Source organism: Pseudomonas sp. LBUM1647 (assembly GCF_059716175.1).
Genome location: NZ_CP166809.1, coordinates 5609334 through 5633263, shown reverse-complemented (window position 1 = coordinate 5633263; position 23930 = coordinate 5609334). Strand labels below are relative to the sequence as shown.

Here is a 23930-nt window from a genome sequence, read left to right as displayed (position 1 = left end):
ATTTTGAAGCCCGTCTCCTGACGGGCTTTCTCATTTCTGCATGCCACACTTGTCGGGTTTTCGCCTACGAAGGACGGGCGAGTTGATTACGAAGGAAGTGGCAATGCTGTTTTTCAGAGGGTTAAAACCAGCCGCGTGCTGGATGTTTTTTTTAGTCGGCACCCTGGGCTTTGCCCAGTGGGGGAGCGCATCGCAATGGGTGGCTCCCGAGTCCAAGGGATCGGTTTCCGGCATAACAATCGAGCTGGATGCCCAGGAGTTGAAATGGATTGCCGAGCATTCGAATGTCATCGTCGCATCGGTGCAATATCCGCTGTACCTGTTCAAGGATGAGCACGGCCAATGGAACGGCTTGAACAATGATCTGCTCAACCGCATCAGCGCGATGACGGGATTGCAGTTTGTTCACGAAGAATCGTTTTCCACCGATCAGTTGCTCGGGCGATTGGAAAGTGGCGCAGCGGACATGAGCACGACGCTGGCGATGAATGACGAACGCAAGACGTTTCTGGATTTCAGTCATGCGTTCGGTGGCGCTGGCTGGGTGTTCGTCGGGCGGGCCGGGGCGCCAGAGGTGCAATCCCTGGAGCAGCTATCGGGAAGGGTTCTGGTGTTGCCGACCCGGCATGCGCTGGAGGTCACGATTCGCCGCGACCATCCGGATATCGAGCTGCGCTCGGTTAAAACCTACGCGGAGGCCCGGGCGCTGGTCGAGAGCGGTGAGGCCTATGCCACCATCGAAAACGAAACCGGAGCACAACTCTATCCGTCCGGGCAGCTCAAGGTCGGGTATACGGTCGAGGGCAAATGGGAGGCGGACCACTTGGCCGTACGCAAAGGTCAGCCTCAGCTGTCGAGTATCCTCAACAAGGCGCTTGAGGCGCTTGATCCTGCTGAATTGCGCGCCATTCGCCTGAAATGGCTCAATGGGATTGCCCCCGTCAAGGTGCCCGGCGCCTGGCACCGACTCGCCGAGTGGGGCTGCTGGGGAATGTTTATCGTCAGTCTGTTCGGCCTGTTGTCCCTGCTCTGGAACCGACGGCTCTCGGTATTGATCCAGCAACGCCTGGATGCCGAGAAAAGTCTGAATGATCAGCTCGCCTTCCAGCATGCGTTGATGGACGCCATGCCCGATCCCATGTTTGTTCGTGATCTGGAAGGGCGTTTGATCATGTGCAACAAGAGTTATGAAGAGAGCTTGTCGACCCGTTTCGACCAGGTTCAGGGACGACAGCTGATTGAACTGGAGGTCATGCCCAAAGAGACCGCCGAACTGCTGCATGCAGAGTTCATGGCCCAGCTCGGTACGCGCAAGACCCGCTTCAGTGAGCGTCAATTGATGTTCAACAACGGCGTCAGGCATGTCTATCAGTGGACGGTGCCTTTTTACGGTGCCGACGGACAATTGCGGGGTCTGCTGGGAGGATGGACCGACATCGGCAAGCGCAAGAAGCAGGCATGACGCGGCTGTTTTTTATCTGTCATCTTGGCCGTGCATGCTCTATTGACCCGCGGCGCAGGTTCTCCAGCAGTCGGTATCCAGAACTTTCTTCTCGAGCCAGTGGTCATTTACTGTAGGAACGCCCCAGGCACTTTGTTTTCGGACTATTGAGTGGTGATCGAGATGGAAAGTATCAGTCTATTGCTCGGTGAAGCTCTGAGCCCCTATCAGGTAACGTTGACCCCGTCGGGAACCCATGGCGAATGCCTGGTGACACTGAAGAATGCGACCGGCGCTATCGTGGTCGAGCGGGCGTTCAATCAGGCCCAGTTGACCAGCAAACGTCTGCTGACGGATGTCGTCGACGGATTGCATCGCGACGTGCTGATCGCTGAAGGCAGGCTGGAGCCCTGCGTTATCGCGGCGTTACGTAATGCTGCTCAGGACAAGATCCTGGCCAACCGAAATTGAATTGTTTTTTGTGGGAACCTTCCTGCGCTTAGGTCAGTCAGACCATGTAACAGCAGGATCAAGCATTGTGCTCCGGTGCTTGTAGCTTGCTGCCACTGGTCTTTATGTAGGCCACGTTTAACCCCGAGTCGTCTCCCCACTTCTCGGGGTTTCTTTTTGCCTGCGATTTGTCATTGCTCGGCCTGGTGCTCAAAAAACGCTTTGGTTTCTTTCAAGTAATCGCTGCGCCTTTCCGGATCCAGCCAGTCCGCGTATTGCTGATCCAGTCGATCATGCGGCATGGTGCGTAACAGCTGGTTGATCTCATTGATCGCCTTTCGGCCTTGCGGTGTATTGGAGCAGCCAATGTGCCCGGACAGGTATTTCCCCGTGCCCTTGACCGGATAGAACTCCAGCTGGTCGTCGGCGATCTGTGCCTGATTGGCCTTATAGCGAATTTCCGGCCAGTAACCCAAAACCACCTGCAAGCGACCCAGGCGCTGCATCTGTAACAGACTGCCGAGGGCGTCGTTGCCGTAGTGACGTGTCAGCGCGTCGGGCAGTGCCTGTTTCAGCAGCGTGTCGAGGAATTGACCATAACTGCGCTCAGCCACTACACCGACTTTCTTTCTACCACTGGCCAGCATTGCCGCCAGATCGACTTCACCGTCGACAAGAAACGGTTCCAGCACCGCTCGATCTTCCTGTCGGACGACCAGGCCATTACTGACGGCGCGGAAGGCCGGAATGGAGAACGTAATCCACTGTTCCCGCTCCTTGGTCCAGACCAGCGAGGGATCGCACGTAAACGACGCTTCGTGGAGCATTTGCATGCCGCGGGCCCGGTTGACCCGCATCAGGGTGTGCTGATATTGCGGCATGCCGGCGATCAACAGCGGCAGCATTTGATCGATGATTCCCTGTCCTTTTTTCGGACCTTCGAGAATCATCGTTGGCGGCAAATCGCGCAGCAGCCAGATCAGCGTCTCTTTGGGCTGCGCCGAGGCGGGAGAGCCAAGGCACGACAATAAGATGAGCGTCGCCAAAACCCGCCAGCCGTGGGCGTGATCGAGTGCTGATGAAAGCAGGCGCCTCAGCTTAGATGGCCCCGTCTTCACGCAGCTTTGCGATCTGTTCCTTGTCGTAACCAAGATCGTTGAGTACCTGCGCATTGTGTTCGCCCAACTGCGGCCCGACCCATTCCGAAGTGCCGGGTGTCTCTGATAGTTTCGGCACGATTCCCGGCATCTTGAAATCTTTGCCGTCCGGCAACTTGGCCTTCAGGAACATTTCCCGGGCCAGGTACTGTGGATCACTGAACATGTCTTCAGCGCTGAAGATCCGGCTGGCCGGGACGTCGGCCTGATTCAACTGCTCGATGATGGTGTCCAGCGGCAGCGAGTTGACCCAACGATCAATCACCCCATAAATCTCGTCGCGACGGCTATCGCGTCCGTCGTTGCTCGCCAACACAGGGTCATTGGCCAGGTCCTCGCGACCAATGATCAGCATGAAGCGTTTGAAGATCGCATCGCCATTGGCACCGATCTGTACATGTTTGCCGTCGGCACTGGTGTGGATCGAGGAGGGCGTGATGCCCGGCATGATGTTGCCGGTGCGTTCGCGGATGAAACCGAACACGTCGAACTCCGGGACCATGCTTTCCATCATGGCGAAGATCGCTTCATACAGCGCCACATCCACCACTTGGCCAAGGCCACCGTTGACCTCGCGATGACGCAACGCCATCAGCGCACCGATGACACCCCACAACGCAGCAATCGAGTCACCGATGGAAATACCGGTGCGCACCGGTGGCCGGTCTTCGAACCCGGTAATGTAGCGCAAGCCGCCCATGGATTCACCGACGGCGCCAAAGCCTGGCTGATCCTTCATCGGCCCGGTCTGACCGAAACCCGAGAGGCGCACCATCACCAGTTTCGGGTTCAGTGCGTGCAAGACTTCCCAGCTCAGGCCGAGCTTTTCCAGCACGCCAGGGCGAAAGTTCTCGATCAGGATGTCCGCTTCGCTGAGCAGTTTTTTCAGGATCGCCAGGCCATCGGGGTGTTTGAGGTTCAGGGTCAGGGATTTCTTGTTGCGCGCCTGGACGAACCACCACAGCGAGGTGCCTTCATACAGTTTTCGCCATTTGCGCAACGGATCGCCGCCATCGGGGGACTCGATTTTGATCACCTCGGCACCGAACTCTCCGCAAATGCGCGAGGCAAACGGCCCGGCGATCAGCGTACCCAATTCAATGACTTTCAGACCTGAGAGCGGTTTTCCGGTGAGCGGCATGCTGGATCCTGTAGGACAAAGGTTGAGCGAATACAGGGTTTTAACATAGCCGAACGTCAGACGACCAAGGTTGATCGCCTTCAATTCGTGGATTGCCTACCGCATCGGTTAGACTTGCCGCCTTTCCCCGTATCAAGAAGCCCGTTCATGGCCCAGCCGTCCACGACCTACAAGTTTGAACTGAACCTTACCGACCTCGACCGCAGCGTGTACGAGAGCGTGAAGCAGACCATCGCCCGTCACCCTTCGGAGACCGAAGAGCGTATGACCGTGCGGCTGCTGGCCTACGCCTTCTGGTACAACGAGCAGTTGTCGTTCGGTCGCGGTCTGTCAGACGTGGACGAACCTGCCCTGTGGGAAAAGAGCCTGGACGACCGCGTTCTGCACTGGATCGAAGTCGGCCAGCCAGATGCTGATCGCCTGACGTGGTGCTCACGTCGCACCGAGCGCACCAGCCTGCTGGCTTACGGCAGCCTGCGCGTCTGGGAGACCAAAGTGATCCCGGCGATCAAGAACCTGAAAAACGTGCACATCGCTGCTGTTCCGCAGGAAGTGCTGGAAACCCTGGCCAAAGACATGCCGCGGGTTATCAAGTGGGACGTGATGATCAGCGAAGGGACGATTTTCGTCACCGACGACCGGGGTCAGCATGAAGTCCAGCTGCAGTGGCTGAGCGGCGAGCGCGGCTGATTATTCGCTGCTGGTCCGCGTTACCCGTTTTTATCCTACGTACTCAAGAGAAGCACCTGTCACCCCATGCGCATCGAACCTCGCCTGTTGCCCGACACCCTGCCTTTCCTCGGTGATCTGCCGCCGCTGCTGACCCGTCTGTACGCGGCGCGCGGTGTGCTGTCCGAGACTGAACTGGACAAGAGCCTGGCACGGCTGATTCCATACCAGCAACTCAAAGGCATCGATGCAGCGGTGGATTTGCTGGTGACGGCGCTCGAGCAGCGTCAGCGGATTCTGATCGTCGGGGACTTCGACGCAGATGGCGCGACGGCCAGTACCGTGGGCATGTTGGGCTTGCGCCTGCTGGGCGCGGCGCACGTTGACTACCTGGTGCCGAACCGGTTCGAGTATGGCTACGGCCTGACGCCGGAAATCGTTGAAGTGGCGCTGACCCGTACACCCCAGTTGCTGATCACTGTGGACAACGGTATCTCCAGCGTTGAAGGCGTGGCGGCGGCGAAAAAGGCTGGGCTCCAGGTGCTGGTCACCGACCACCACTTGCCCGGTGACGAGTTGCCGCTGGCCGATGCCATCGTCAATCCCAACCAGCCGGGTTGCGAGTTTCCGAGCAAGGCGCTGGCCGGCGTCGGGGTGATTTTCTATGTGCTGATGGCCCTGCGTGCGCGTTTGCGCAGCCTCGGTTGGTACGAGAGCAAGCCGCAGCCGAACATCGGCGAGTTGCTGGACCTTGTGGCCCTGGGCAGCGTCGCCGACGTGGTACCGCTGGATGCCAACAACCGGATTCTGGTGCACCAAGGTCTGGAACGGATTCGCGCCGGGCGCGCTCGGCCGGGGATCAAAGCCATCCTCGAAGTTGCCAAGCGTGACCACACGCGCATCACCTCTACCGACCTGGGTTTCATTGTTGGCCCGCGTCTGAACGCGGCGGGGCGTCTGGATGACATGAGCCTGGGCATCGAATGCCTGCTCACCGAAGACGCTGGTCTGGCGCGTGAAATGGCCGCTCAACTCGACGGCATGAACCAGGACCGCAAATCCATTGAGCAGGGCATGCAGCGTGAAGCGCTGGCTCAACTGAAGGATTTGCCGGTCGAGTCGATGCCGTTCGGCTTGTGCCTGTTCGATCCCGAGTGGCACCAAGGTGTCATCGGAATCCTCGCATCGCGTATGAAAGAACGCTATTTCCGCCCGACCATTGCCTTTGCCGATGCCGGCGATGGCTTGCTCAAGGGCTCGGGGCGTTCGGTTCAGGGTTTTCATATTCGCGACGCGTTGAGCGTGGTGGCGGCGCAGCATCCGAATCTGATCAGCAAATACGGCGGCCATGCGATGGCAGCCGGCCTGACGCTGCCGGAAGCGAATTTTCCGTTGTTCGCCGAAGCCTTTGACGCTGAAGTGCGTAGGCAATTGCGCGAAGAAGACCTGACCGGGCGATTGCTGTCGGACGGCACCTTGGCGGTCGAGGAATTCCACCTGGAACTGGCCCGTGCGCTGCGTCATGCCGGTCCTTGGGGGCAGCACTTCCCGGAGCCTTTGTTTCATGGGGTGTTTCAGTTGGTTGAGCAGCGGGTGGTTGGCGAGCGGCACCTCAAAATGGTGCTGAAGAGTGAATGTGGTTCGGTAAAACTGGATGGCATTGCCTTCGGAATTGACCGCGACATCTGGCCGAATCCGACCATCAAGTGGGTGGAATTGGCCTACAAACTCGACCTCAACGAGTTTCGTGGCAACGAGACCGTGCAGTTGATGATTGCCCACATCGAACCGCGTTGACCCCATCGCGAGCAAGCTCGCTCCCACATTGATTTTGTGAACAACGCAGATCCACTGTGGGAGCGAGCTTGCTCCGGGCGGCGTTCCGACGATGGCGATCTCCCTGGCGCCAAATCACCCCGGAACCCTCCACCATCCCCCGATGTCGACTAGTCTCTAAGCACTGCTTGATTATCCTTGTGACGTCTTGTCGAATTTTTTACCCGCGGGGGCGGGTGCTGCATCTTTTTCCTGTCACTCGTCGACTATTCAAACAGAACCCTGGAGCCTGCCCACTGATTCGAGAGGTGCCCCATGAGTCTGCTGCTTGAACCCTATACCCTTCGCCAATTGACCCTGCTCAACCGCATTGCGGTGTCGCCGATGTGCCAGTACTCCAGCGTCGATGGACTGGCCAATGACTGGCACCTGGTCCACCTCGGCAGCCGCGCTGTCGGCGGGGCCGGCCTGGTGTTTACCGAAGCCACGGCGGTCACGGCCGACGGGCGCATCACCACCGAGGACCTCGGCCTGTGGAACGATGAACAGATCGAACCGTTGCAACGCATCACTCGCTTCATTGCGGCGCAAGGCGCTGTGGCCGGCATTCAGTTGGCTCACGCCGGGCGCAAGGCCAGCACCCATCGGCCTTGGATCGGTAAACATGGCAGCGTCAAACCCGAAGACGGTGGCTGGATCCCGGTGGGCCCATCGCCGATTGCTTTCGACCCGCAGCACACACACCCCAAGCAGCTCGATGATGGCGAGATCGCTGAAGTCATTCAGGCCTTTGTCGCTTCGGCCAAGCGAGCGCTGACCGCCGGTTTCAAAGTGGTGGAAATACACGCCGCCCACGGTTACCTGTTGCATCAGTTTCTTTCGCCCCTGAGCAATCAGCGGCGCGATCAATATGGTGGTTCGTTCGAGAACCGAATCCGGCTGGTGCTGCAAGTCACCGAAGCGGTGCGTGCGGTGTGGCCTGAAGAGCTACCGCTGTTCGTGCGGGTGTCGGCCACCGATTGGGTGGAAGACGGCTGGAATCCCGATGAAACGGTCGAGCTGGCGCGACGCCTCCACACGTTGGGCGTAGACCTGATTGACGTCTCATCGGGCGGTACGGCGGCCAACGCCGAGATTCCTACAGGTCCCGGTTATCAGACCCGTTTCGCCGAACGTGTGCGCAAAGAGTCAGGTATTGCCACCGGCACGGTAGGAATGATCACCGAGCCGGCTCAGGCCGAGCACATTCTCCGCACCTGCCAAGCTGACATCATCTTTCTCGCCCGTGAGCTGTTGCGTGATCCGTACTGGCCGCTGCATGCCGATGATGACCTGGGGGGACGCAAGGCCATCTGGCCGGCGCAGTATCAGCGGGCCACCCACCGTGAACAGCCGATTCATGAGTCGGATTTGCGCGACTGATTGATGCTGTAAAACCAAAAAGCCCCGATCAATAGATCGGGGCTTTTTAACATCAAAAGATCGCAGGCTGCGCCAGCTCCTACAAAGGAATGCAATCCCCTGTAGGAGCTGGCGCAGCCTGCGATCTTTTGATCTTGTCTTCAGGTGTACTTGCGCTTCTCAGGCGCAGGCGGGAAGTACTGGTACAACCAGGTTTCACTCAATGTCCGGTCATTGGTGCGAATAAACAGTCGCAGCTCAACCGGAGCCACGCTGTCATTGGTCGGGTACCAGTCAAAAGTAATGCGGTAACCCTTGATGTCATCCAGCACCAGCACGTTGAAGTCCTTGACCTGCCCATTCGAGCACGTGACCACCGGTTCGATCCCCGCGCCTTCCGGCAAGCGATCCAGACCGCCTCCGGTGAAGTCCACGGCAAACCGTCGAGCCCAGACTTCCGGATAATGTTCGCCAGGCGCCCAGCCTTCGATGAAGCCGCCCATGCCCGAACGAGTAGCGTTGACCCGCGCCAACGGCGTGCCGACCGGAGGCAGCGCGCTCCAGTACAGCTTGTAGCCGTAGTTCAGGGAGTCGCCAGCCGCGACCGGTTTTTTCGGGGTCCAGAACGCGACGATGTTATCCAGGGTTTCGCCGGTCGTAGGAATTTCCATCAGATCAATAGAGCCTTCGCCCCACGCGGTCGTAGGTTCTACCCACAGGCTCGGACGCTTGCTGTACCAGTCGACGGTGTCTTGATAGCTGTCGAACTCATGATCGGTCTGCACCAGGCCGAAACCTTTCGGATCGGTGTCGGCGAAGGCGTTGAATTGCAGGGTGGCCGGGTTGTTCAGCGGGCGGCAGATCCACTCACCGTTGCCGCGCCACATGGCCAGGCGATCAGAGTCGTGGATTTGCGGGTGAATCGTGTCGCACATGCGCCGTTCATGGGTGCCGCAGCTGAACATGCTGGTCATCGGTGCGATGCCCAGTTGTTCGATGGCGGTGCGCGCGTTGATGTGGGCATCGATGCCCATGACGACCTGGCTGGCCTGGCAGTCGATGTCGAAACGGTAGGCACCGGTGGCGCTCGGTGAATCCAGCAGGGCGTAGACCACGAAGCGGGTGCTGTCCTTGTCCGGGGTCTCGAACCAGAACTTGGTGAAGTCCGGGAATTCTTCACGCTTCTTGGCATAGGTATCAATCGCCAGGCCGCGTGCCGACAGACCGTACTGGCCTGAGGCATCGACCGCACGGAAATAGCTGGCGCCTAGGAAGGACAGCACGTCGTGCTGATCCAGCTCCGGGGCCTTGAACAGCTTGAACCCGGAAAACCCCAGGTCGCCCGTGAGCTGTTTGGTATCGACCGTGGTTTTTTCATAATTGAACAGGGACGGGCGGAAATGCACCTCCCGCGCCTGACGAGTCTTGGGGTCGACGCTGTACATGCGCACCGGTTGTTTGAAACCCATGCCCACGTGGAAGAACTGCACATCCAGCTGACCGTTGAGGTCATTCCACAGTGAGTGGTTGCCGTCATAGCGGATCGCGTTGAAGTTCTGCGGTGTCATGGTTGCCAGGGTCGGCGGCAGCACCTGCTTGGTGTCCTGATAGCGATTTCCGGCGAGCTGCTTGGCCTGGATCTTCAGCGCTTCGAAGTCGAACGCCTGAGCCTCGCCATCCGCCGCGCCGGTGCCGGCCCAGGCCCGCGAAGCGAGCAGGCCGGTGGCTGATAATCCGGTGTAGGCAGCGATGGCCATGGATGCTTTGAGCAAATTCCTGCGGTGCATAAGTTCAACCTGTCGTGAACAATCCCGCGCCGTTCCTGGCACGTGCTGGATCAAAAATAAAGGTTCGGACATGCCTTCGGCCAAACGCAACGGACATTAAACAGATAACAAATAGCTTAAACCGTTCGGTTGTGTAGAAAAAATGATTGGTGGCACTTTGGCTTCGTGGCAATGAAACAAGAAATGTCGGTTAAGTTTTCTGACAGTACTTTCTGATTTATAGGGCATTTCTGCTTTTTTTGACTAATTACTCTAAAAATCGCTTTTCACCGCCGCGATAGTTCCTATTCTGTGTTCATGACCGACCTCTGCCCTTCAGGCCGGCGACTACAAAAAGGAGAGGGCGATGCGGTTTTTGAAGTTTTCTCGGGCTTATAGAAGGACATCGTCCATGACGAAAGTACAAGGCATCACCCAGTTGTTGGGAATCCTTCCTTGCCTGACCACCGTGCGCCGAAGGCGTCGGGTCAGTTCGGACGAGATGAAGTTGTTGGAGCGCTATCGGGAGCTGTCGGAAAGCGACCAGATTGCGATGCGGTATCTGGTGGATGCGATGAGGAGTGTTTCAAGGTTTTGACCGAGGATGGTTACCGTGAAGGCCATTTGGCTTTTACGGTGGCCAGGCAGGTCAATTTTCCTGCATCGGCGTCGGCAATGCCTTCGTGGATTGCTTGGAGGCGAGCAGCGATGTCTTTTTGCTCGATGGTCTGTTGCAAATACTTTTCTGAAAAGGCGCTATCACTTGGAATCACTTCAGTGACGCTTTGGCTGGTGATGCGCGGTTTGCTCATGGCTGCGGAGTGCTCTTGCGGGAGATTGAACAGGTGTATTCAAACCAAGGGGGCGGACGGTGAAGTCTGCCCCTTTTTCATTTTTTCACTCTACCTTCAACTGCAAGTGCCTACGATCGTGAACGGCCGTTGTGCCTGCATCAGATCAGGCATATCCCGCCACTTGATCCAGGCCTGATGCTGCCAATGCAGCAGCGGCACCGAGATCCCGGCCCACTGCAACGAACTCAGGCTTGGAATGTTATCCACAGGAGCCGCCTTCGCATCATGCAGCATTGGCATGACCTCGTTGCTCAGCCATTGGCGCAGGTTTCGATTTTCCGGGACGAAATGGTGCACCAGAAGGGCATACATCCCTGATTCGCTGACCATCAGTGATTCGACTGCTTTCCCATTCTTGAGCAACCAGACGTATCGACGCTGATCGGGATCGAGTTTCAGGGTGAGGCGTTGGTCCATCGGGCGGCCCATCAAGCGACCGAGATCCTGGACGCAGAACCAGGCTTGGTTGTCCTGCATGAAGGCATGGAGGAAGCGGTTGTGGCGGGTGAAGATGGTTGGGGTGAAATGCGGATGGATTTCAGACGGATTTGATGTGTACTCAAGCATCTTTTTGACTCCATGTTGAAAAAGGAGCCGCCACTAATCCTTCGACAGATTTGGGTGGCGGACCGTGTGGCGTTCGAAGTCGGAACATTCTCGATCAACATGTAAGCCGAGAGGCCCGCGCCACACGGCCCACCATAAAGCGAAGCTGAAAGGCAAAAAATGCCCCAGTTCATATGGGGGCGCGGATGCGCCATGTTGATAGTGTTCCGGCTTCGACCCCGGGTCGCTGATTTGGCAGCGACGAGGTAAAGCCTATCGTTCAGGCACTCGCGGCGCCAAGTCTACTCTGGCGCCGCGTGTTGTAGGAATCAGTGTCTTTTCTGGAAGGCTTGATCTGTAGGAATTTCCTGTTTTTGCATAAAAGCCAGCGCCACGCGGCGTTCGACTGGAATCTCTGTTCTTCATTGCCTATGGTCAAAAAGCGCCAAGGAAATTTCGGTGCTTATGGACAGAGTTTAAAAATGGAGAATGCCTTGAAAGTATCCCTCAAACAGATAAGCGGTCCTTGGGACCTGGGATGGGTGCTGGACAAGCACATGAAGGCCCTCTTGCTCAAGCGGTAGCTGCGAATGTTTTACCTAAGCTTGCTCAAGTAGGGTTCGTAGTTCCTATGCCGGCTTCGAATGTACGTGAACGACAACCCGTTACTGAGGTTGCCATGGAGTTAGGACGAATAATAGGAAAGCCTGTATTCTCGGATTTACTCCGAAAGGCCGCTACGGGGCAATCGCTTAAAGATTTGCATTCCAAGACTGAAAAGGTTGCTGCTATTGGAGCTAGCTTTAGTGTGAATGATGAAATTACCAATACAGGCTGTTGGAATGTTTTGGTCGTTGATGATTTGTTTGACAGTGGGGCGTCAATGGACGCTGCCTGTGCTTCTTTACGTAAATATCCCAAGGTGGGAAAAATCTACGTCGCGGCGTTAACTTGGAAATGAGATAGATGACAACTGTATTCATTGCGGGCTCTATTAATATCAAGCACCTTGATCCGAAGGTTAAAGAGCGTATCAATAATATCGTTGATTCAGAGTTTGATGTCGTGGTTGGCGACGCGGGCGGAGCCGATACTTCTATTCAAGAGTATCTGTTGAGCTTGGCTCGATCTAAAACTACTATTTATTGCAGTGGCGTGGTCCCGCGAAACAATCTTGGAGAATGGCCGGCTAGAACGGTGGAAACCAAACACTCCAAAGGGTCGCGAGCTTTTTTTACGGCGAAGGATGTTGTCATGGCTGAGACCGCGGATTACGGCTTGATGATATGGGATGCAAAAAGCACTGGAACACTGAGTAACGTAATTGAGTTGTTGTCTCGAAAGAAAAAGTCGCTCGTATTCGTTAACAAAGAAAAAGCTTTTAAGGTGGTAGGGAACGTGAGTCAGCTTGAGGAACTTGTTGCGTTTATGTCGGACTACGCCAAACAAAAGGCAGATGAAAAAATCAAGCTTTTCGATCGCATATCTTTGCTGAAGCACGATCAAGCAGAACTGTTGCTTTGATGATTTTCTCTTCCGTCAATAGCTGCCATTGACTCCCCTTTCTCTAGAAGTGTGAGAAAGGGGATATTTTAGCGCCGGCACCACTAGCGGTGCCGAGAGAGCAAAAAACCTTATCGACTAACCTTCCAAGCATCTCCCGCAGGCGCAGTCCCATGGTCATACGGCTTGGCAAGCCACATGTAAATCAGCCCCAACCCAATCACGATCGCAGTACTCAACACCATCGCATAATTGATGTACCACGCCGCATCCGGCGTGCGTGGCCAGGCCATGTTGATGATCGCGCCCACGCCATAGACCAGCGCGCCGACGTTCACGGCCCAGCCCCAGGCGCCGAGGGTGAATTTGCCGCTCGGCTTCCAGCCTTTCATGCGCGCATACAACGCGGCGAGCACGATCATCTGGAACGCCAGGTAGATGCCGATGGCCGCGAAGCTTACGATAGTTGCCACCGCATCCTGCAGGAAGAAGCCCAGCACAATGATCAGCGCCGGCAGGACGCCGGACACGAACAGCGCCGCAACCGGAACCTGAGTCGTAGGGGAAATCTTCTTCAGCAGTGAGCTGCCGATGACCATTTCATCCCGAGCGTAGGAATACAGCAGACGGCTCGCCGCGGCTTGCAGGCTGATGACGCAGGAGATGAAGGAAATCATGACCACGCCCATCACCACTTTCGAACCGACCGGGCCGAAGGCGTTGTTGAGGATGGTGGTGACCGGGTCCTTGTCGGTGCCGTTGATCACCGCTTGCATGTCTGGCACGGCGAGGATTAGCGCCAGGCAGGCAAACATCGCGGCGATGCCGCCGATGTAGATGGTCATGCGCATGGCCACCGGGATCTGCTTGCTCGGGTTCGGGGTTTCTTCGGCCACATCGCCGCAAGCCTCGAAGCCGTAGTACAGGAACATCCCCGCCAGCGAGGCGGTGAGGAACGCCGGCAGATACGAGCCGTCGATGCTGATATCGAAGGTGTTGAACAACACACTGATCGATTGATGGCGCTCGAAGATCAGCAAATAAAGACCGACGATCACCGCACCGACCAGTTCGCACAGGAAGCCGAACATGGCGATCCGTGCCAGCACCTTGGTGCCGCTAAGGTTGACCAGGGTGGCGAACAAGGTCAGGAACAGTGCGATGACGATGTTGGTGTTGTTGCTTGGTTCAAAGCCCATCATGGCGGCCAGGTACGGACCGGCGCCCACCGCAACGGCGGCGATGGTGACGCACAGGGCGATGGAGTAGATCCAGCCAACCATCCACGCCCAGCGCTTGCCCACCAAGCGACGAGCCCAAGGGTACACGCCACCGGAAATCGGGAACTGCGAGACCACCTCGCCGAAGATCAGGCACACCAACAATTGGCCGCATCCGACCAGCAAATAGGCCCAGAACATCGGTGGCCCACCGGCGGCGAGGCACAGGCCGAACAGGGTATAAACCCCTACGACCGGAGAGAGATAAGTGAAGCCCAGGGCGAAGTTTTCCCACAGGCTCATGCTGCGATTAAAGTTCGAGGTGTAACCCAACTTGCGTAGTTGCTCGGCATCGCTGTCGGCAACGGCTGCGGAGAGTTCGGGTGATGCACTCATGGTGTGTTAGCTCCGGAAAATCGGCAGATTTCGGATGTCCGAAACCATGACAGGGCCATGACGGCGCTGCCCGGATCGGTGGTTATTGTTTTTTGAATTGCGGTGAATCCCTGGTGTAAATCGCTGACACTTTCCGTGCGCCTGCTTGAAAAGATCGCAGCCTGCGGCAGCTCCTACATTGATTGCCTGCGCCGCGGACATTGCGCCTGCCGCAACCCCTGTAGGAGCTGCCGCAGGCTGCGATCTTTTCGCTTTTTAATGCTTAAACATCACATGCCGAACGACGGTGTAGTCCTCCAGCCCGTACATGGACATGTCCTTGCCATAACCGGACAGTTTCTGACCGCCGTGCGGCATTTCGCTGACCAGCATGAAGTGCGTATTCACCCAGGTGCAGCCGTACTGCAAGCGTGCGGACAAGCGATGCGCACGTCCGACGTCCGAGGTCCAGACCGACGACGCCAGGCCGTAGTTCGAATCGTTGGCCCAGCCCAGCACCTGTGCTTCATCGGTGAATTTGGTCACCGACACCACCGGCCCGAACACTTCACGACGGACGATTTCGTCGTCCTGTTGCGCGTCGGCCAACACCGTTGGTTCGAAGAAGAAGCCATTGCCTTCAACAGCTTTGCCGCCGGTGATCAATCGGATATGCGGCTGCGCCACGGCGCGCTCGACAAACCCGGCCACGCGGTCGCGATGTTGGGCGGTGATCAACGGGCCCAGCTCGGTCGACGGATCATCCTGCACACCGTACTTGATGCTGCTGACCGCTTCGCCGAGCTTCTCGACGAATTTGTCGTAGATGCCTTCCTGCGCGTAGATGCGGCAGGCGGCGGTGCAGTCCTGGCCTGCGTTGTAGAAGCCGAAGGTGCGAATGCCTTCCACGGCGGCGTCGATGTCGGCGTCGTCAAAGATGATCACCGGAGCCTTGCCGCCCAGTTCCATGTGCATGCGTTTGACGCTGTCGGCGGTGCTGGAAATGATGTTCGAGCCGGTGGCGATCGAACCGGTCAACGAGACCATGCGCACTTTCGGGTGTGTGACCAATGGGCTGCCGACCGTAGGACCACGACCGAACACCAGGTTAAGCACGCCGGCCGGGAAAATCTCCGACGCCAGTTCCGCCAGACGCAGGGCGGTCAGCGGGGTTTGTTCCGACGGCTTGAGCACCACGGTATTACCCGCCGCGAGGGCCGGGGCGATTTTCCAGGCAACCATCATCAGCGGGTAGTTCCACGGTGCGATGGACGCGATCACGCCGACCGGGTCGCGACGGATCATCGAGGTGTGGCCCGGCAAGTATTCACCGCCCGCCGAACCACTCATGCAACGGCTGGCGCCGGCGAAGAAACGGAACACGTCGGCAATTGCCGGGATCTCGTCGTTCAGCGCGGCGCTGTAAGGTTTTCCGCAGTTGTCCGATTCCAGTTTGGCCAGCTCTTCGCCGTGGGCTTCGATGGCGTCGGCGAGTTTGAGCAGCAGCAGCGAACGTTCTTTCGGCGTGGTTTGCGACCAGCCTTCGAAGGCGCTGTCGGCGGCACGCACGGCGGCATCGACCTGGGCTTCACTGGCTTCGTTGATTTCCACCAACACACGACCGAGGGCCGGGTTGAACACCGGTTGGGCGGGGCCTTCGCCGTCGATCAGTTGGCCGTTGATCAATAGTTTGGTTTGCATATTCATGTCCTCATTCTGGCTCTTTGTAGGAGCTGCCGAAGGCTGCGATCTTTTGATCTTTGGCATTCTCATCGACGCCAAAAGATCGCAGCCTTCGGCAGCTCCTACAGGGATTGTTGTCAGTTAATGATCTATTTCCCGCCACTGCCCGCAACGCTCTCACCGCCACGGGTCAGGTAATAGGCGCCGAGGATCGGCAGCATGGTCACCATCATCACCAGCATCGCGACGACGTTGGTCACCGGCACGTCCCGTGGGCGGCTGAGCTGGTTGAGCAGCCACAGCGGCAGGGTGCGTTCATGGCCGGCGGTGAAGGTGGTGACGATGATTTCGTCGAACGACAGGGCAAACGCCAACATGCCGCCGGCCAGCAACGCCGAGCCGAGGTTCGGCAGGACGATGTAGCGGAAGGTCTGCCAGCCGTCGGCGCCGAGGTCCATCGAAGCCTCGATCAAACTGTGAGAAGTGCGACGCAAGCGGGCGATGACGTTGTTGTAGACGATCACCACACAGAAGGTCGCGTGACCGACGATGATGGTGAACATCCCCGGCTCGATGCCCAGCGTCTTGAAGGTCGCCAGCAAGGCGATACCGGTGATGATCCCCGGCAAGGCAATCGGCAGGATCAGCATCAGCGAGATGCCTTGCTTGCCGAAGAAATCCCGGCGGTACAACGCCGCCGATGCCAGCGTGCCAAGGACCAGCGCAATCAACGTTGCGACGGAGGCGATTTGCAGCGACAGCTTGATTGCTTCCAGTACGTCGGGACGGGAGAACGCCACGCCGATCCACTTCAGGGTGAAGCCCTTGGGCGGAAAACTGAACGCCGCGTCTTCGGTGTTGAAGGCGTACAGGAAGATGATCAGGATCGGGAAGTGCAGAAACACCAACCCTCCCCAGGCTGCGATGCGCAGGCCTAGCGAGGCTTTCTCCCCGTGCGTTTCTGGCGCTTGTTTTTTTGCATCAGAGCGCATCGAAGGCCCCCAGTCGTTTCACGATAGTCAGGTAAATGGCGATCAACACAATCGGCACCAACGTGAAGGCCGCGGCCATCGGCATGTTGCCGATCGCGCCTTGCTGGGCGTACACCATGCTGCCGACGAAGTAGCCCGGCGGGCCCACCAGTTGCGGCACGATGAAGTCGCCCAGGGTCAGCGAAAAGGTGAAGATCGAACCGGCCGCGATGCCCGGAATCGATAGCGGCAGCGTCACTTGCATGAAGGTCTGGCGTGGCTTGGCGCCGAGGTCGGCCGAGGCTTGCAGCAAGGACGGTGGCAGCCGTTCCAGCGAGGCCTGAATCGGCAGGATCATGAACGGCAGCCAGATGTAGACGAACACCATGAAACGGCCCAGGTGCGAGGTCGACAACGTGCTGCCGCCGACGCCCGGAATGCCCAGAATGAACTGCAAAACCGGCTCAAGACCCAGGTGTTGAACGAACCACTGCGCCACGCCGCCCTTGGCCAGCAGCAAGGTCCAGGCATACGCCTTGACGATGTAACTGGCCCACATCGGCATCATCACCGCGATGTAGAAAAACGCCTTGGTTTTGCCGGTGGTGTAGCGCGCCATGTAATAGGCAATCGGGAACGCGACGATGGCGCTGGCGATCGAGACGACGACGGCCATGCTCAAGGTGCGCAGGATGATGTCGAAGTTCGACGGCTGGAACAGCGCAGCGAAGTTCGCCAGGGTCAGGTCGGGCGTGACCGCCATGGTGAAATCATCGAAGGTGTAGAAGCCTTGCCACAGCAGAACCAGCAGCGAGCCGAGGTAGATCGCGCCGAACCACAGCAGCGGCGGTACCAGCAGCAGTGACAGGTAAAAATTCGGTCGGCGATACAGCAGGTTGGAAAACCTGCGCAACGGCGAGCCGCCGGCCGGGGTTTGAGGGAGAGCCACGCTGTTCATCTCACACCCCGCCGACAACGTTGTCGTGCAGCGGGATCATCGCTTCCCGTGCCCAGCGCGCGCTGATGCGTTGCCCGGTCTGATGTTGCGCGCTGACGTCCAGCCACTGGACGTTGGCCTGGCTGATGTTCAGGGTCTGACCGTTTTCCAGTTTCAGTTCATAGCGGGTGGCGCTGCCCTGGTACTGAATGTCATGGAGCAAACCGCTGACTTCGATTTCATGGCTGGCCAGCGGACCTTCGGCGAAACGCACGTGTTCCGGGCGAATCGAAAACGGCTGTGGATTGCCGCTCAATTGTTTCGCCAGATCGCCGCGAATCACGTTGGAGGTGCCGACGAATTCGGCGACAAAGGTTGTAGCCGGTTTCATGTAGAGGTTGCGCGGAGTGTCGACCTGCTCGATGCGCCCCTTGTTGAACACCGCCACACGATCCGACATCGACAGTGCTTCGGTCTGGTCGTGGGTGACGAAGATGAAGGTGATGCCGAGCTGGCGTTGCAGCTTCTTCAGTTCACCCTGCATTTGCTCGCGAAGCTTCAAGTCGAGGGCGCCCAACGGTTCATCGAGCAGCAGCACGCGCGGACGATTGACCAGGGCGCGGGCCAGGGCCACACGCTGGCGCTGGCCGCCGGACAGTTGCACCGGTTTGCGCTCGCCGTAACCACCGAGGGCGACCATGTCGAGGGCTTCTTCGGCGCGTTTCTGGCGTTCGGACTTGCCGACGCCTTTGACTTTCAAACCGTAGGCGACGTTGTCGAGTACGTTCATGTGCGGAAACAACGCGTAATCCTGGAACACGGTGTTCACGTCACGCTGATAAGGCGGCAGCCCGGTGGCTTCTTCGCCGTGAATATGGATAGAACCTGCACTCGGTTGTTCGAAACCGGCGATCAGGCGCAGACAGGTGGTTTTGCCCGAACCGGAAGGGCCCAGCATGGAAAAGAACTCGCCGTCCTGGATATCGATGGAAACCCGGTCAACGGCCTTCACTTCGCCGAACTGACGGGAAACGTTGGTGAACTGGACTGCAAGCGTCATGGTGCGGTGCTCCAAAAAGGCGAGGGTCGTCACAGCGACCCCAGCCTGGACTTCTGAAAAACTGAAACTTAATGAACAGCGTCGTAGCAGCTGTCGAGGTACGAGGCTGCGTCGGGCTGCGCAGCGGCCCCGAGGGCGGTCCTGCGGACACGCAACGCAGCCTCGTGCCTCGGCAGCTGCTACAGAGGGCTTAACGGCCGCCCATAATCGCGATGTAGTCCTGGGTCCAGCGGCTGTACGGCACGAATTTGCCGCCTTCAGCCTGCGGGGTTTTCCAGAAGGCCAGGTTGTCGAATTGGTCATAACCGTTGGTCTTGCAACCTTCGGCACCGAGCAACTCGCTTTCCTTGCAGCCCGCAGGAACCGCCGGCAACGAACCGAACCATGCCGCCAAGTCACCCTGGACTTTCGGTTGCAGCGACCAGTCCATCCACTTGTAGGCACAGTTCGGGTGCTTGGCTTCGGCGTGGAGCATGGTGGTGTCGGCCCAACCCGTTGCACCTTCTTTTGGAATGACCGAGGCAACCGGCTGCTTGTCCGCCACCAGGCCGTTGACCATGTAGCCCCAGGTGCTGGACGCCGCGACGCCTTCGTTTTTGACGTCACTCATCTGGACCGTTGCGTCATGCCAGTAGCGGTGGATCAAGGGCTGTTGCTTGCGAAGCAGCTCCAGCGCCGCTTTGTATTGCGCTTCGTTGAGCTGGTACGGGTCTTTGATGCCCAGTTCCGGCTGTTTCGATTTGAGATAAAGCGCCGCATCGGCGATATAGATCGGGCCGTCGTAGGCCTGGACCCGACCCTTGTTGGACTTGCCGTCCGGCAGGGTTTGCTCTTCGAACACCACACTCCAGCTGTCCGGCGCTGTTTTGAAGATATTGGTGTTGTACATCAACACGTTCGGGCCCCATTGGTACGGGGTGCCGTAGGTTTGCTTATTGACCACGTACCAAGGTCCGTCCTTGAGACGAGGGTCAATGTTCTTCCAGTTCGGGATCAATGCCGTGTTGATCGGCTGCACACGCTTGCCGGCGATCAGTCGCAGGGAGGCATCGCCGGATGCAGTCACCAGGTCGTAACCACCCTTGGACATCAGGCTGACCATCTCATCGGAAGTGGCGGCTGTCTTGACGTTGACCTTGCAGCCGGTTTCCTTTTCGAAGCCGGTGACCCAGTCATAGGCCTTGTCGCTTTCGCCACGTTCGATGTAGCCAGGCCAGGCCACAATATCCAGCTGACCTTCGCCGGCGCCAACGGCTTTCAGCGGTTCGGCGGCCTGGATACTGGCACTGGCCAGCAGCGCGGTGGTGATTGCACTGAGCAGTGCGGTCTTGTGCACGAACATGGGGTTTCCCTCTTCTTTAATTATGGTCGGGGCAGTTTTGAACGTGGTGAAGCATGCCGTTAGCGGCTTGTTATAAGCGTAGTCAGAGATGCTGTCCGTGGCGGGCCATGATGTGCCGCACCACGCTGTAGTCCTGAAGCGAATCGCTGGATAAGTCTTTGCCGTAGCCCGAACGCTTCAGGCCGCCGTGGGGCATTTCGCTGACCAGCATGAAATGGCTGTTGATCCAGGTGCAGCCGTACTGCAAGCGCGCCGCGACCTGCATTGCCTTGTCCAGGTTCTGGGTCCAGATCGAGGAGGCGAGGCCGTATTCCGAGTCGTTGGCCCAGTCCACGGCTTGTTCGAGCTGATCGAAACGGGTCACGGTGACCACCGGCCCGAACACTTCGCGCTGGACGATCTCATCGGTCTGTTTGCAACCGGCCAGCAACGTCGGCTGGTAATAGAAGCCGGCACCGGAATGCACCGCCGCGCCGGTCACCCGTTCGATGTGCGGCTGGCCGAGGGCGCGCTCGACGAAACTGGCCACGCGGTCGCGTTGGCGGGTGCTGATCAGCGGGCCGATCTCGTTGTCGGCGTCGCGTTTGCCGGCGAAGCGCAGGCTGCTGACCGCTGCGCCGAGTTCGGCCACCAAGCGATCATGAATCCCGGCCTGTGCATAAATTCGGCAGGCAGCGGTGCAATCCTGGCCGGCGTTGTAATAGCCATAAGTACGCACGCCTTCGACAACGGCTTGAATGTCCGCATCGTTGCAAACGATCACCGGGGCCTTGCCGCCGAGTTCGAGGTGAGTGCGCTTCAGGGTTTTCGCGGCGGCTTGCAGGATTTTTTGCCCGGTGACGATATCGCCGGTCAACGACACCATGCGCACTTTAGGATGACTGACCAAGTGGCTGCCGACGCCTTCACCGCCACCGCAGACAATGTTGATCACGCCGCGCGGCAGGATCTCGGCCAGCGCTGGCGCCAGGGCCAGAATCGACAGTGGCGTGTGTTCGGACGGTTTGAACACCAGCGTGTTGCCGGCGGCCAGGGCCGGGGCGATTTTCCACGCGGCCATCATGATCGGGTAGTTCCACGGCGCAATCGACGCCACCACACCAATCGGATCGCGTCGGACCATGCTGGTGTAGCCCGGCAGGTATTCGCCGCTGAGCTGACCCGTCTGACAGCGCACGGCGCCAGCAAAGAAACGGAACACATCGACTGTCGCGCTCAAGTCATCCTGACGGGCCAGGTGCAACGGTTTGCCGCAGTTCAGCGATTCGAGACGGGCGAGGAGGTCGGCTTGTTTTTCAATGGCGTTGGCGATGTCCAGCAGCAGGTTCGAGCGTTGTTGCGGTGTAGTCCGCGACCAACCGGCAAAGGCGCGGTGGGCGGCGAGGATGGCGGCTTCGACTTGCTCGGTGCTGGCTTCGGCGATGTGGGTCAGCACTTCCCCGGTGGCCGGGTTGAGGATCGGTTCGACAAACCCCTGACCCGCGACCAATTCGCCATCGATCAACAACGCGGTGAACAACGGGGTCTGCGCGCCAGCCATTTTTCGGGTTCTCTTTTCTTGTGTGGCCATACTGCTCCCTGTGACTGGGGCCCGGCCGTCTTATAGATGTACCAAGACTAGGCGCCGCACCCGAGGTCGACAAATACTAAATACTGAAGGTGGCGTTCGATTAAATAGATGGCTTGCGCCCGCCGTGGGGCTGCTCGCGGGCGACGGTCAGGAATGGGTCCACCAACGCTGGGCGCGCGGTACCACGGCGCCAGGCCAGGCCGACGTCGAGGGTCTGGCTCAGGTCGGCAATCGGTCGCGCTTCGATGATGTCGCCCTCCAGTGACCACGGGCGGTAAGTCATGTCTGGCTGGATCGACACGCCCAAACCCGCTGCCACCAGGCTTCGCACCGCTTCCGTCGACGCCGTTCTTAATGTGATGCGCGGCTGCAGCGAGGCCGCCGACCACATGCGTTGCGCGTTGCGGTCCATTTCATCGACGTTCAGCTGAATTAACGGCTCACGGGCCACGTCGGCGAGGTTGATGCTGTCGTGTTCCAGCAGCGGATGCTGAGCCGGCAGCCACAGCCGATGGGGCGAGTGGGTCAGCACTTCGGTCTGCAAGGCGTGGCGGTCTTCGAGGTTGGAGAGTATCAACACGCCGACATCGATCTCGCCGCTGACCAGCAAATGCTCGATGTAAGGGCGCTCGTCCTCCATCACCCGGATCTCGACATTGGGGTAGGCGCGCTGGAAACGGGTGAGTAGATCGGCGAGGTAGTAACCGGCCACCAGGCTGGTCACGCCGATGATCAATTGCCCGGCGACCTGATCGGTGCTCTGTTGCAGGCTGCGTTTGGCGTTGTCCACCGTCGCCAGAATCAGGTGCGCCTGGCGCAGGAATTGGTGGCCCTGGTGGGTCAGCGTCATGCCCTTGGCGTGACGGTTGAACAGGCCGACGCCGATTTCCTGCTCCAATTGCTGGATGGCCAGGGTCAAGGTGGACTGAGAAATAAACGCGGTTTGCGCGGCGGCGGAGATTGAACCGGTCTCGGCCACGGCGATGAAGTGACGGATCTGACGCAAGGTCATCATGGAGAAAGTACCCGGTGGGCGGTTTTATAGATTTGCTTGAGTGTATATCTATTTTTCTGAGGGGCTGAGGTCAGATGAACGGCGCTGCGCAACATCTCGAAGCACTCTCGCCCCCGGATGCCGGGCACTTTCGATCTAGGCTGGTGGCCTTATTGATCCGGTTAACCCCTTTTTTGGAGGCGGCAAATGAACACGCGTGGATTGCTCGATCAGCTACTCAAGTCCGGTCAGGACATGTTGCAGAACAAGGCCGGCGGCTCACAAAACAAGACCTCCGGCGGTGGCTTGGGCGGATTGCTCGGCGGCAGCGGTGGTTCGGGCGGCCTCGGCAGCCTGCTTTCGGGTGCAGGCGGCGGGGCGTTGGCGGCCGGCGCCATGGGTCTGTTGCTCGGCAGCAAAAAGGCGCGCAACGTCGGCGGCAAAGTCGCCATCTACGGCGGTCTCGCGGCGCTCGGCGTCATTGCCTACAAGGCCTACGGTAATTGGCAGGCCCAGCAGGGCACCGCGCCGAAGACTGAACCGCAAACACTCGATCGTCTGCCTCCAGCGCAAGTCGAGTTGCATAGCCAGGCGATACTCAAGGCGCTGGTTGCGGCGGCCAAAGCCGATGGCCACGTTGATGAACGCGAGCGTGCATTGATAGAAGGCGAATTCACCAAACTCGACAACGATCAGGAATTGCAGCAGTGGCTGCATGCCGAACTCAGCAAGCCGCTCGACCCGACAGAAGTCGCCCGCGCCGCCAGCACGCCGGAAATGGCTGCCGAAATGTACATCGCCAGTGTGATGCTGGTGGATGAGGAGAGCTTCATGGAGAAGTCCTACCTCGATGAGCTTGCACGTCAGTTGAAGCTTGAGCCGGGGCTGAAGGCTGAGTTGGAAAAGCAGGTTCGCCAGGCTTCTGTGTAAGTCAGCAGGCCGCCTTCGCGGGCAAGTCGGGTCGCCGCGAAGGCGCCTTCAGTCGCGCTACATGCCCCCCTCAGGGCCAATTTCGGCTGTTTTTGCCGGGGATGAGAAGTGGGGCGCAACCCTTTCTAGATGCAACCCCGCCCT

General features: G+C 58.6%; 22 protein-coding genes. 9 read left to right on the top strand and 13 right to left on the bottom strand.

What is annotated here, in order from left to right:
* The first annotated feature begins 103 nt into the window (after nt 1-103).
* Both ACA059_RS25975 and ACA059_RS25970 read left to right on the top strand, forming a co-directional pair.
* On the top strand, nt 104-1462 hold the full coding sequence (locus ACA059_RS25975) for a transporter substrate-binding domain-containing protein (RefSeq protein WP_497631492.1): 1359 nt from the start codon (nt 104-106) through the stop codon (nt 1460-1462).
* A gap of 162 nt (nt 1463-1624) precedes the next feature.
* The gene (locus ACA059_RS25970) at nt 1625-1912 is read left to right on the top strand and encodes a DUF3509 domain-containing protein (protein ID WP_033056390.1); all 288 of its coding nucleotides are present in this window, start codon (nt 1625-1627) and stop codon (nt 1910-1912) included.
* Nucleotides 1913-2082: 170 nt separating this feature from the next.
* Here ACA059_RS25970 and ACA059_RS25965 read toward each other — a convergent pair whose 3' ends face one another.
* Nucleotides 2083-3009, bottom strand: a complete 927-nt coding sequence (locus tag ACA059_RS25965) for a TIGR02285 family protein (protein ID WP_497634732.1) — start codon at nt 3007-3009, stop codon at nt 2083-2085.
* Complete coding sequence (locus tag ACA059_RS25960) at nt 2990-4189, bottom strand: CaiB/BaiF CoA transferase family protein (RefSeq protein ID WP_497631491.1); 1200 nt, start codon at nt 4187-4189, stop codon at nt 2990-2992. The genes ACA059_RS25965 and ACA059_RS25960 overlap by 20 nt, the downstream gene beginning before the upstream one ends.
* Before the next feature lie 147 nt (nt 4190-4336).
* Here ACA059_RS25960 and ACA059_RS25955 point away from each other — a divergent pair, with 147 nt between their 5' ends.
* The 3 genes from ACA059_RS25955 (at nt 4337) to ACA059_RS25945 (ending at nt 8056) form a co-directional block, all read left to right on the top strand.
* A complete protein-coding gene (locus ACA059_RS25955; protein ID WP_007897614.1) occupies nt 4337-4879 on the top strand; it encodes a YaeQ family protein in 543 nt (180 codons plus the stop codon).
* Nucleotides 4880-4945: 66 nt separating this feature from the next.
* The gene (recJ, locus tag ACA059_RS25950) at nt 4946-6655 is read left to right on the top strand and encodes a single-stranded-DNA-specific exonuclease RecJ (protein WP_497631490.1); all 1710 of its coding nucleotides are present in this window, start codon (nt 4946-4948) and stop codon (nt 6653-6655) included.
* A gap of 294 nt (nt 6656-6949) precedes the next feature.
* Nucleotides 6950-8056, top strand: a complete 1107-nt coding sequence (locus ACA059_RS25945; RefSeq protein WP_497631489.1) for an NADH:flavin oxidoreductase/NADH oxidase — start codon at nt 6950-6952, stop codon at nt 8054-8056.
* Between the two features lie 140 nt (nt 8057-8196).
* Here the strand turns inward: ACA059_RS25945 and ACA059_RS25940 are convergent, their stop codons facing one another.
* On the bottom strand, nt 8197-9822 hold the full coding sequence (locus ACA059_RS25940; RefSeq protein WP_497631488.1) for a glucan biosynthesis protein D: 1626 nt from the start codon (nt 9820-9822) through the stop codon (nt 8197-8199).
* Between the two features lie 391 nt (nt 9823-10213).
* Here ACA059_RS25940 and ACA059_RS25935 point away from each other — a divergent pair, with 391 nt between their 5' ends.
* A complete protein-coding gene (locus ACA059_RS25935; protein ID WP_008151642.1) occupies nt 10214-10399 on the top strand; it encodes a hypothetical protein in 186 nt (61 codons plus the stop codon).
* 10 nt (nt 10400-10409) lie between these two features.
* Here ACA059_RS25935 and ACA059_RS25930 read toward each other — a convergent pair whose 3' ends face one another.
* Both ACA059_RS25930 and ACA059_RS25925 read right to left on the bottom strand, forming a co-directional pair.
* Entirely contained in the window at nt 10410-10613 is a 204-nt protein-coding gene (locus ACA059_RS25930) for a hypothetical protein (protein WP_497631487.1), read from the bottom strand.
* 96 nt (nt 10614-10709) lie between these two features.
* Nucleotides 10710-11222 (bottom strand): BRO-N domain-containing protein, encoded by a 513-nt coding sequence (locus tag ACA059_RS25925; RefSeq protein ID WP_497631486.1) that lies wholly within the window; start codon nt 11220-11222, stop codon nt 10710-10712.
* Nucleotides 11223-11739: 517 nt separating this feature from the next.
* Here ACA059_RS25925 and ACA059_RS25920 point away from each other — a divergent pair.
* Both ACA059_RS25920 and ACA059_RS25915 read left to right on the top strand, forming a co-directional pair.
* The gene (locus ACA059_RS25920) at nt 11740-12162 is read left to right on the top strand and encodes a ComF family protein (protein WP_497631485.1); all 423 of its coding nucleotides are present in this window, start codon (nt 11740-11742) and stop codon (nt 12160-12162) included.
* 5 nt (nt 12163-12167) lie between these two features.
* The gene (locus ACA059_RS25915) at nt 12168-12725 is read left to right on the top strand and encodes a hypothetical protein (RefSeq protein WP_497631484.1); all 558 of its coding nucleotides are present in this window, start codon (nt 12168-12170) and stop codon (nt 12723-12725) included.
* Between the two features lie 110 nt (nt 12726-12835).
* On the opposite strand, the gene ACA059_RS25910 is transcribed toward ACA059_RS25915, so the two are convergent.
* The 8 genes from ACA059_RS25910 to ACA059_RS25875 form a co-directional block, all read right to left on the bottom strand.
* A complete protein-coding gene (locus tag ACA059_RS25910; protein ID WP_497631483.1) occupies nt 12836-14320 on the bottom strand; it encodes an APC family permease in 1485 nt (494 codons plus the stop codon).
* A gap of 255 nt (nt 14321-14575) precedes the next feature.
* Nucleotides 14576-16000, bottom strand: coding sequence for a gamma-aminobutyraldehyde dehydrogenase (locus ACA059_RS25905; RefSeq protein WP_497631482.1), 1425 nt, complete (start codon nt 15998-16000; stop codon nt 14576-14578).
* Nucleotides 16001-16131: 131 nt separating this feature from the next.
* Nucleotides 16132-16974 (bottom strand): ABC transporter permease, encoded by an 843-nt coding sequence (locus tag ACA059_RS25900; protein ID WP_497631481.1) that lies wholly within the window; start codon nt 16972-16974, stop codon nt 16132-16134.
* Nucleotides 16964-17911, bottom strand: coding sequence for an ABC transporter permease (locus ACA059_RS25895; RefSeq protein WP_415771189.1), 948 nt, complete (start codon nt 17909-17911; stop codon nt 16964-16966). The genes ACA059_RS25900 and ACA059_RS25895 overlap by 11 nt, the downstream gene beginning before the upstream one ends.
* Nucleotide 17912: 1 nt before the next feature.
* Nucleotides 17913-18950, bottom strand: a complete 1038-nt coding sequence (locus ACA059_RS25890; protein ID WP_497631480.1) for an ABC transporter ATP-binding protein — start codon at nt 18948-18950, stop codon at nt 17913-17915.
* Nucleotides 18951-19140: 190 nt separating this feature from the next.
* Nucleotides 19141-20292 (bottom strand): putative ABC transporter substrate-binding protein YdcS, encoded by a 1152-nt coding sequence (gene ydcS / locus ACA059_RS25885; protein ID WP_415765445.1) that lies wholly within the window; start codon nt 20290-20292, stop codon nt 19141-19143.
* 82 nt (nt 20293-20374) lie between these two features.
* Nucleotides 20375-21862: a gamma-aminobutyraldehyde dehydrogenase gene (locus ACA059_RS25880; protein WP_497631479.1), complete on the bottom strand. Its 1488-nt coding sequence runs from the start codon at nt 21860-21862 to the stop codon at nt 20375-20377.
* A 100-nt stretch (nt 21863-21962) separates the two neighbouring features.
* Nucleotides 21963-22877: a LysR family transcriptional regulator gene (locus tag ACA059_RS25875; RefSeq protein WP_008072897.1), complete on the bottom strand. Its 915-nt coding sequence runs from the start codon at nt 22875-22877 to the stop codon at nt 21963-21965.
* A 186-nt stretch (nt 22878-23063) separates the two neighbouring features.
* Between ACA059_RS25875 and ACA059_RS25870 the strand changes: the two genes are divergently transcribed.
* Nucleotides 23064-23786, top strand: a complete 723-nt coding sequence (locus ACA059_RS25870) for a tellurite resistance TerB family protein (RefSeq protein WP_497631478.1) — start codon at nt 23064-23066, stop codon at nt 23784-23786.
* Nucleotides 23787-23930: the final 144 nt, after the last annotated feature.

Excerpts from the sequence above, each read along its gene's own strand:
- ACA059_RS25975 (WP_497631492.1), top strand. The coding sequence starts at position 104 with ATGCTGTTTTTCAGAGGGTTAAAACCAGCCGCGTGCTGGATGTTTTTT.
- ACA059_RS25970 (WP_033056390.1), top strand. The coding sequence starts at position 1,625 with ATGGAAAGTATCAGTCTATTGCTCGGTGAAGCTCTGAGCCCCTATCAG.
- ACA059_RS25960 (WP_497631491.1), bottom strand. The coding sequence starts at position 4,189 with ATGCCGCTCACCGGAAAACCGCTCTCAGGTCTGAAAGTCATTGAATTG.
- ACA059_RS25955 (WP_007897614.1), top strand. The coding sequence starts at position 4,337 with ATGGCCCAGCCGTCCACGACCTACAAGTTTGAACTGAACCTTACCGAC.
- recJ (WP_497631490.1), top strand. The coding sequence starts at position 4,946 with ATGCGCATCGAACCTCGCCTGTTGCCCGACACCCTGCCTTTCCTCGGT.
- ACA059_RS25945 (WP_497631489.1), top strand. The coding sequence starts at position 6,950 with ATGAGTCTGCTGCTTGAACCCTATACCCTTCGCCAATTGACCCTGCTC.
- ACA059_RS25940 (WP_497631488.1), bottom strand. The coding sequence starts at position 9,822 with ATGCACCGCAGGAATTTGCTCAAAGCATCCATGGCCATCGCTGCCTAC.
- ACA059_RS25935 (WP_008151642.1), top strand. The coding sequence starts at position 10,214 with ATGACGAAAGTACAAGGCATCACCCAGTTGTTGGGAATCCTTCCTTGC.
- ACA059_RS25930 (WP_497631487.1), bottom strand. The coding sequence starts at position 10,613 with ATGAGCAAACCGCGCATCACCAGCCAAAGCGTCACTGAAGTGATTCCA.
- ACA059_RS25925 (WP_497631486.1), bottom strand. The coding sequence starts at position 11,222 with ATGCTTGAGTACACATCAAATCCGTCTGAAATCCATCCGCATTTCACC.
- ACA059_RS25920 (WP_497631485.1), top strand. The coding sequence starts at position 11,740 with ATGGGTGCTGGACAAGCACATGAAGGCCCTCTTGCTCAAGCGGTAGCT.
- ACA059_RS25915 (WP_497631484.1), top strand. The coding sequence starts at position 12,168 with ATGACAACTGTATTCATTGCGGGCTCTATTAATATCAAGCACCTTGAT.
- ACA059_RS25910 (WP_497631483.1), bottom strand. The coding sequence starts at position 14,320 with ATGAGTGCATCACCCGAACTCTCCGCAGCCGTTGCCGACAGCGATGCC.
- ACA059_RS25905 (WP_497631482.1), bottom strand. The coding sequence starts at position 16,000 with ATGCAAACCAAACTATTGATCAACGGCCAACTGATCGACGGCGAAGGC.
- ACA059_RS25900 (WP_497631481.1), bottom strand. The coding sequence starts at position 16,974 with ATGCGCTCTGATGCAAAAAAACAAGCGCCAGAAACGCACGGGGAGAAA.
- ACA059_RS25895 (WP_415771189.1), bottom strand. The coding sequence starts at position 17,911 with ATGAACAGCGTGGCTCTCCCTCAAACCCCGGCCGGCGGCTCGCCGTTG.
- ACA059_RS25890 (WP_497631480.1), bottom strand. The coding sequence starts at position 18,950 with ATGACGCTTGCAGTCCAGTTCACCAACGTTTCCCGTCAGTTCGGCGAA.
- ydcS (WP_415765445.1), bottom strand. The coding sequence starts at position 20,292 with ATGTTCGTGCACAAGACCGCACTGCTCAGTGCAATCACCACCGCGCTG.
- ACA059_RS25880 (WP_497631479.1), bottom strand. The coding sequence starts at position 21,862 with ATGGCCACACAAGAAAAGAGAACCCGAAAAATGGCTGGCGCGCAGACC.
- ACA059_RS25875 (WP_008072897.1), bottom strand. The coding sequence starts at position 22,877 with ATGATGACCTTGCGTCAGATCCGTCACTTCATCGCCGTGGCCGAGACC.
- ACA059_RS25870 (WP_497631478.1), top strand. The coding sequence starts at position 23,064 with ATGAACACGCGTGGATTGCTCGATCAGCTACTCAAGTCCGGTCAGGAC.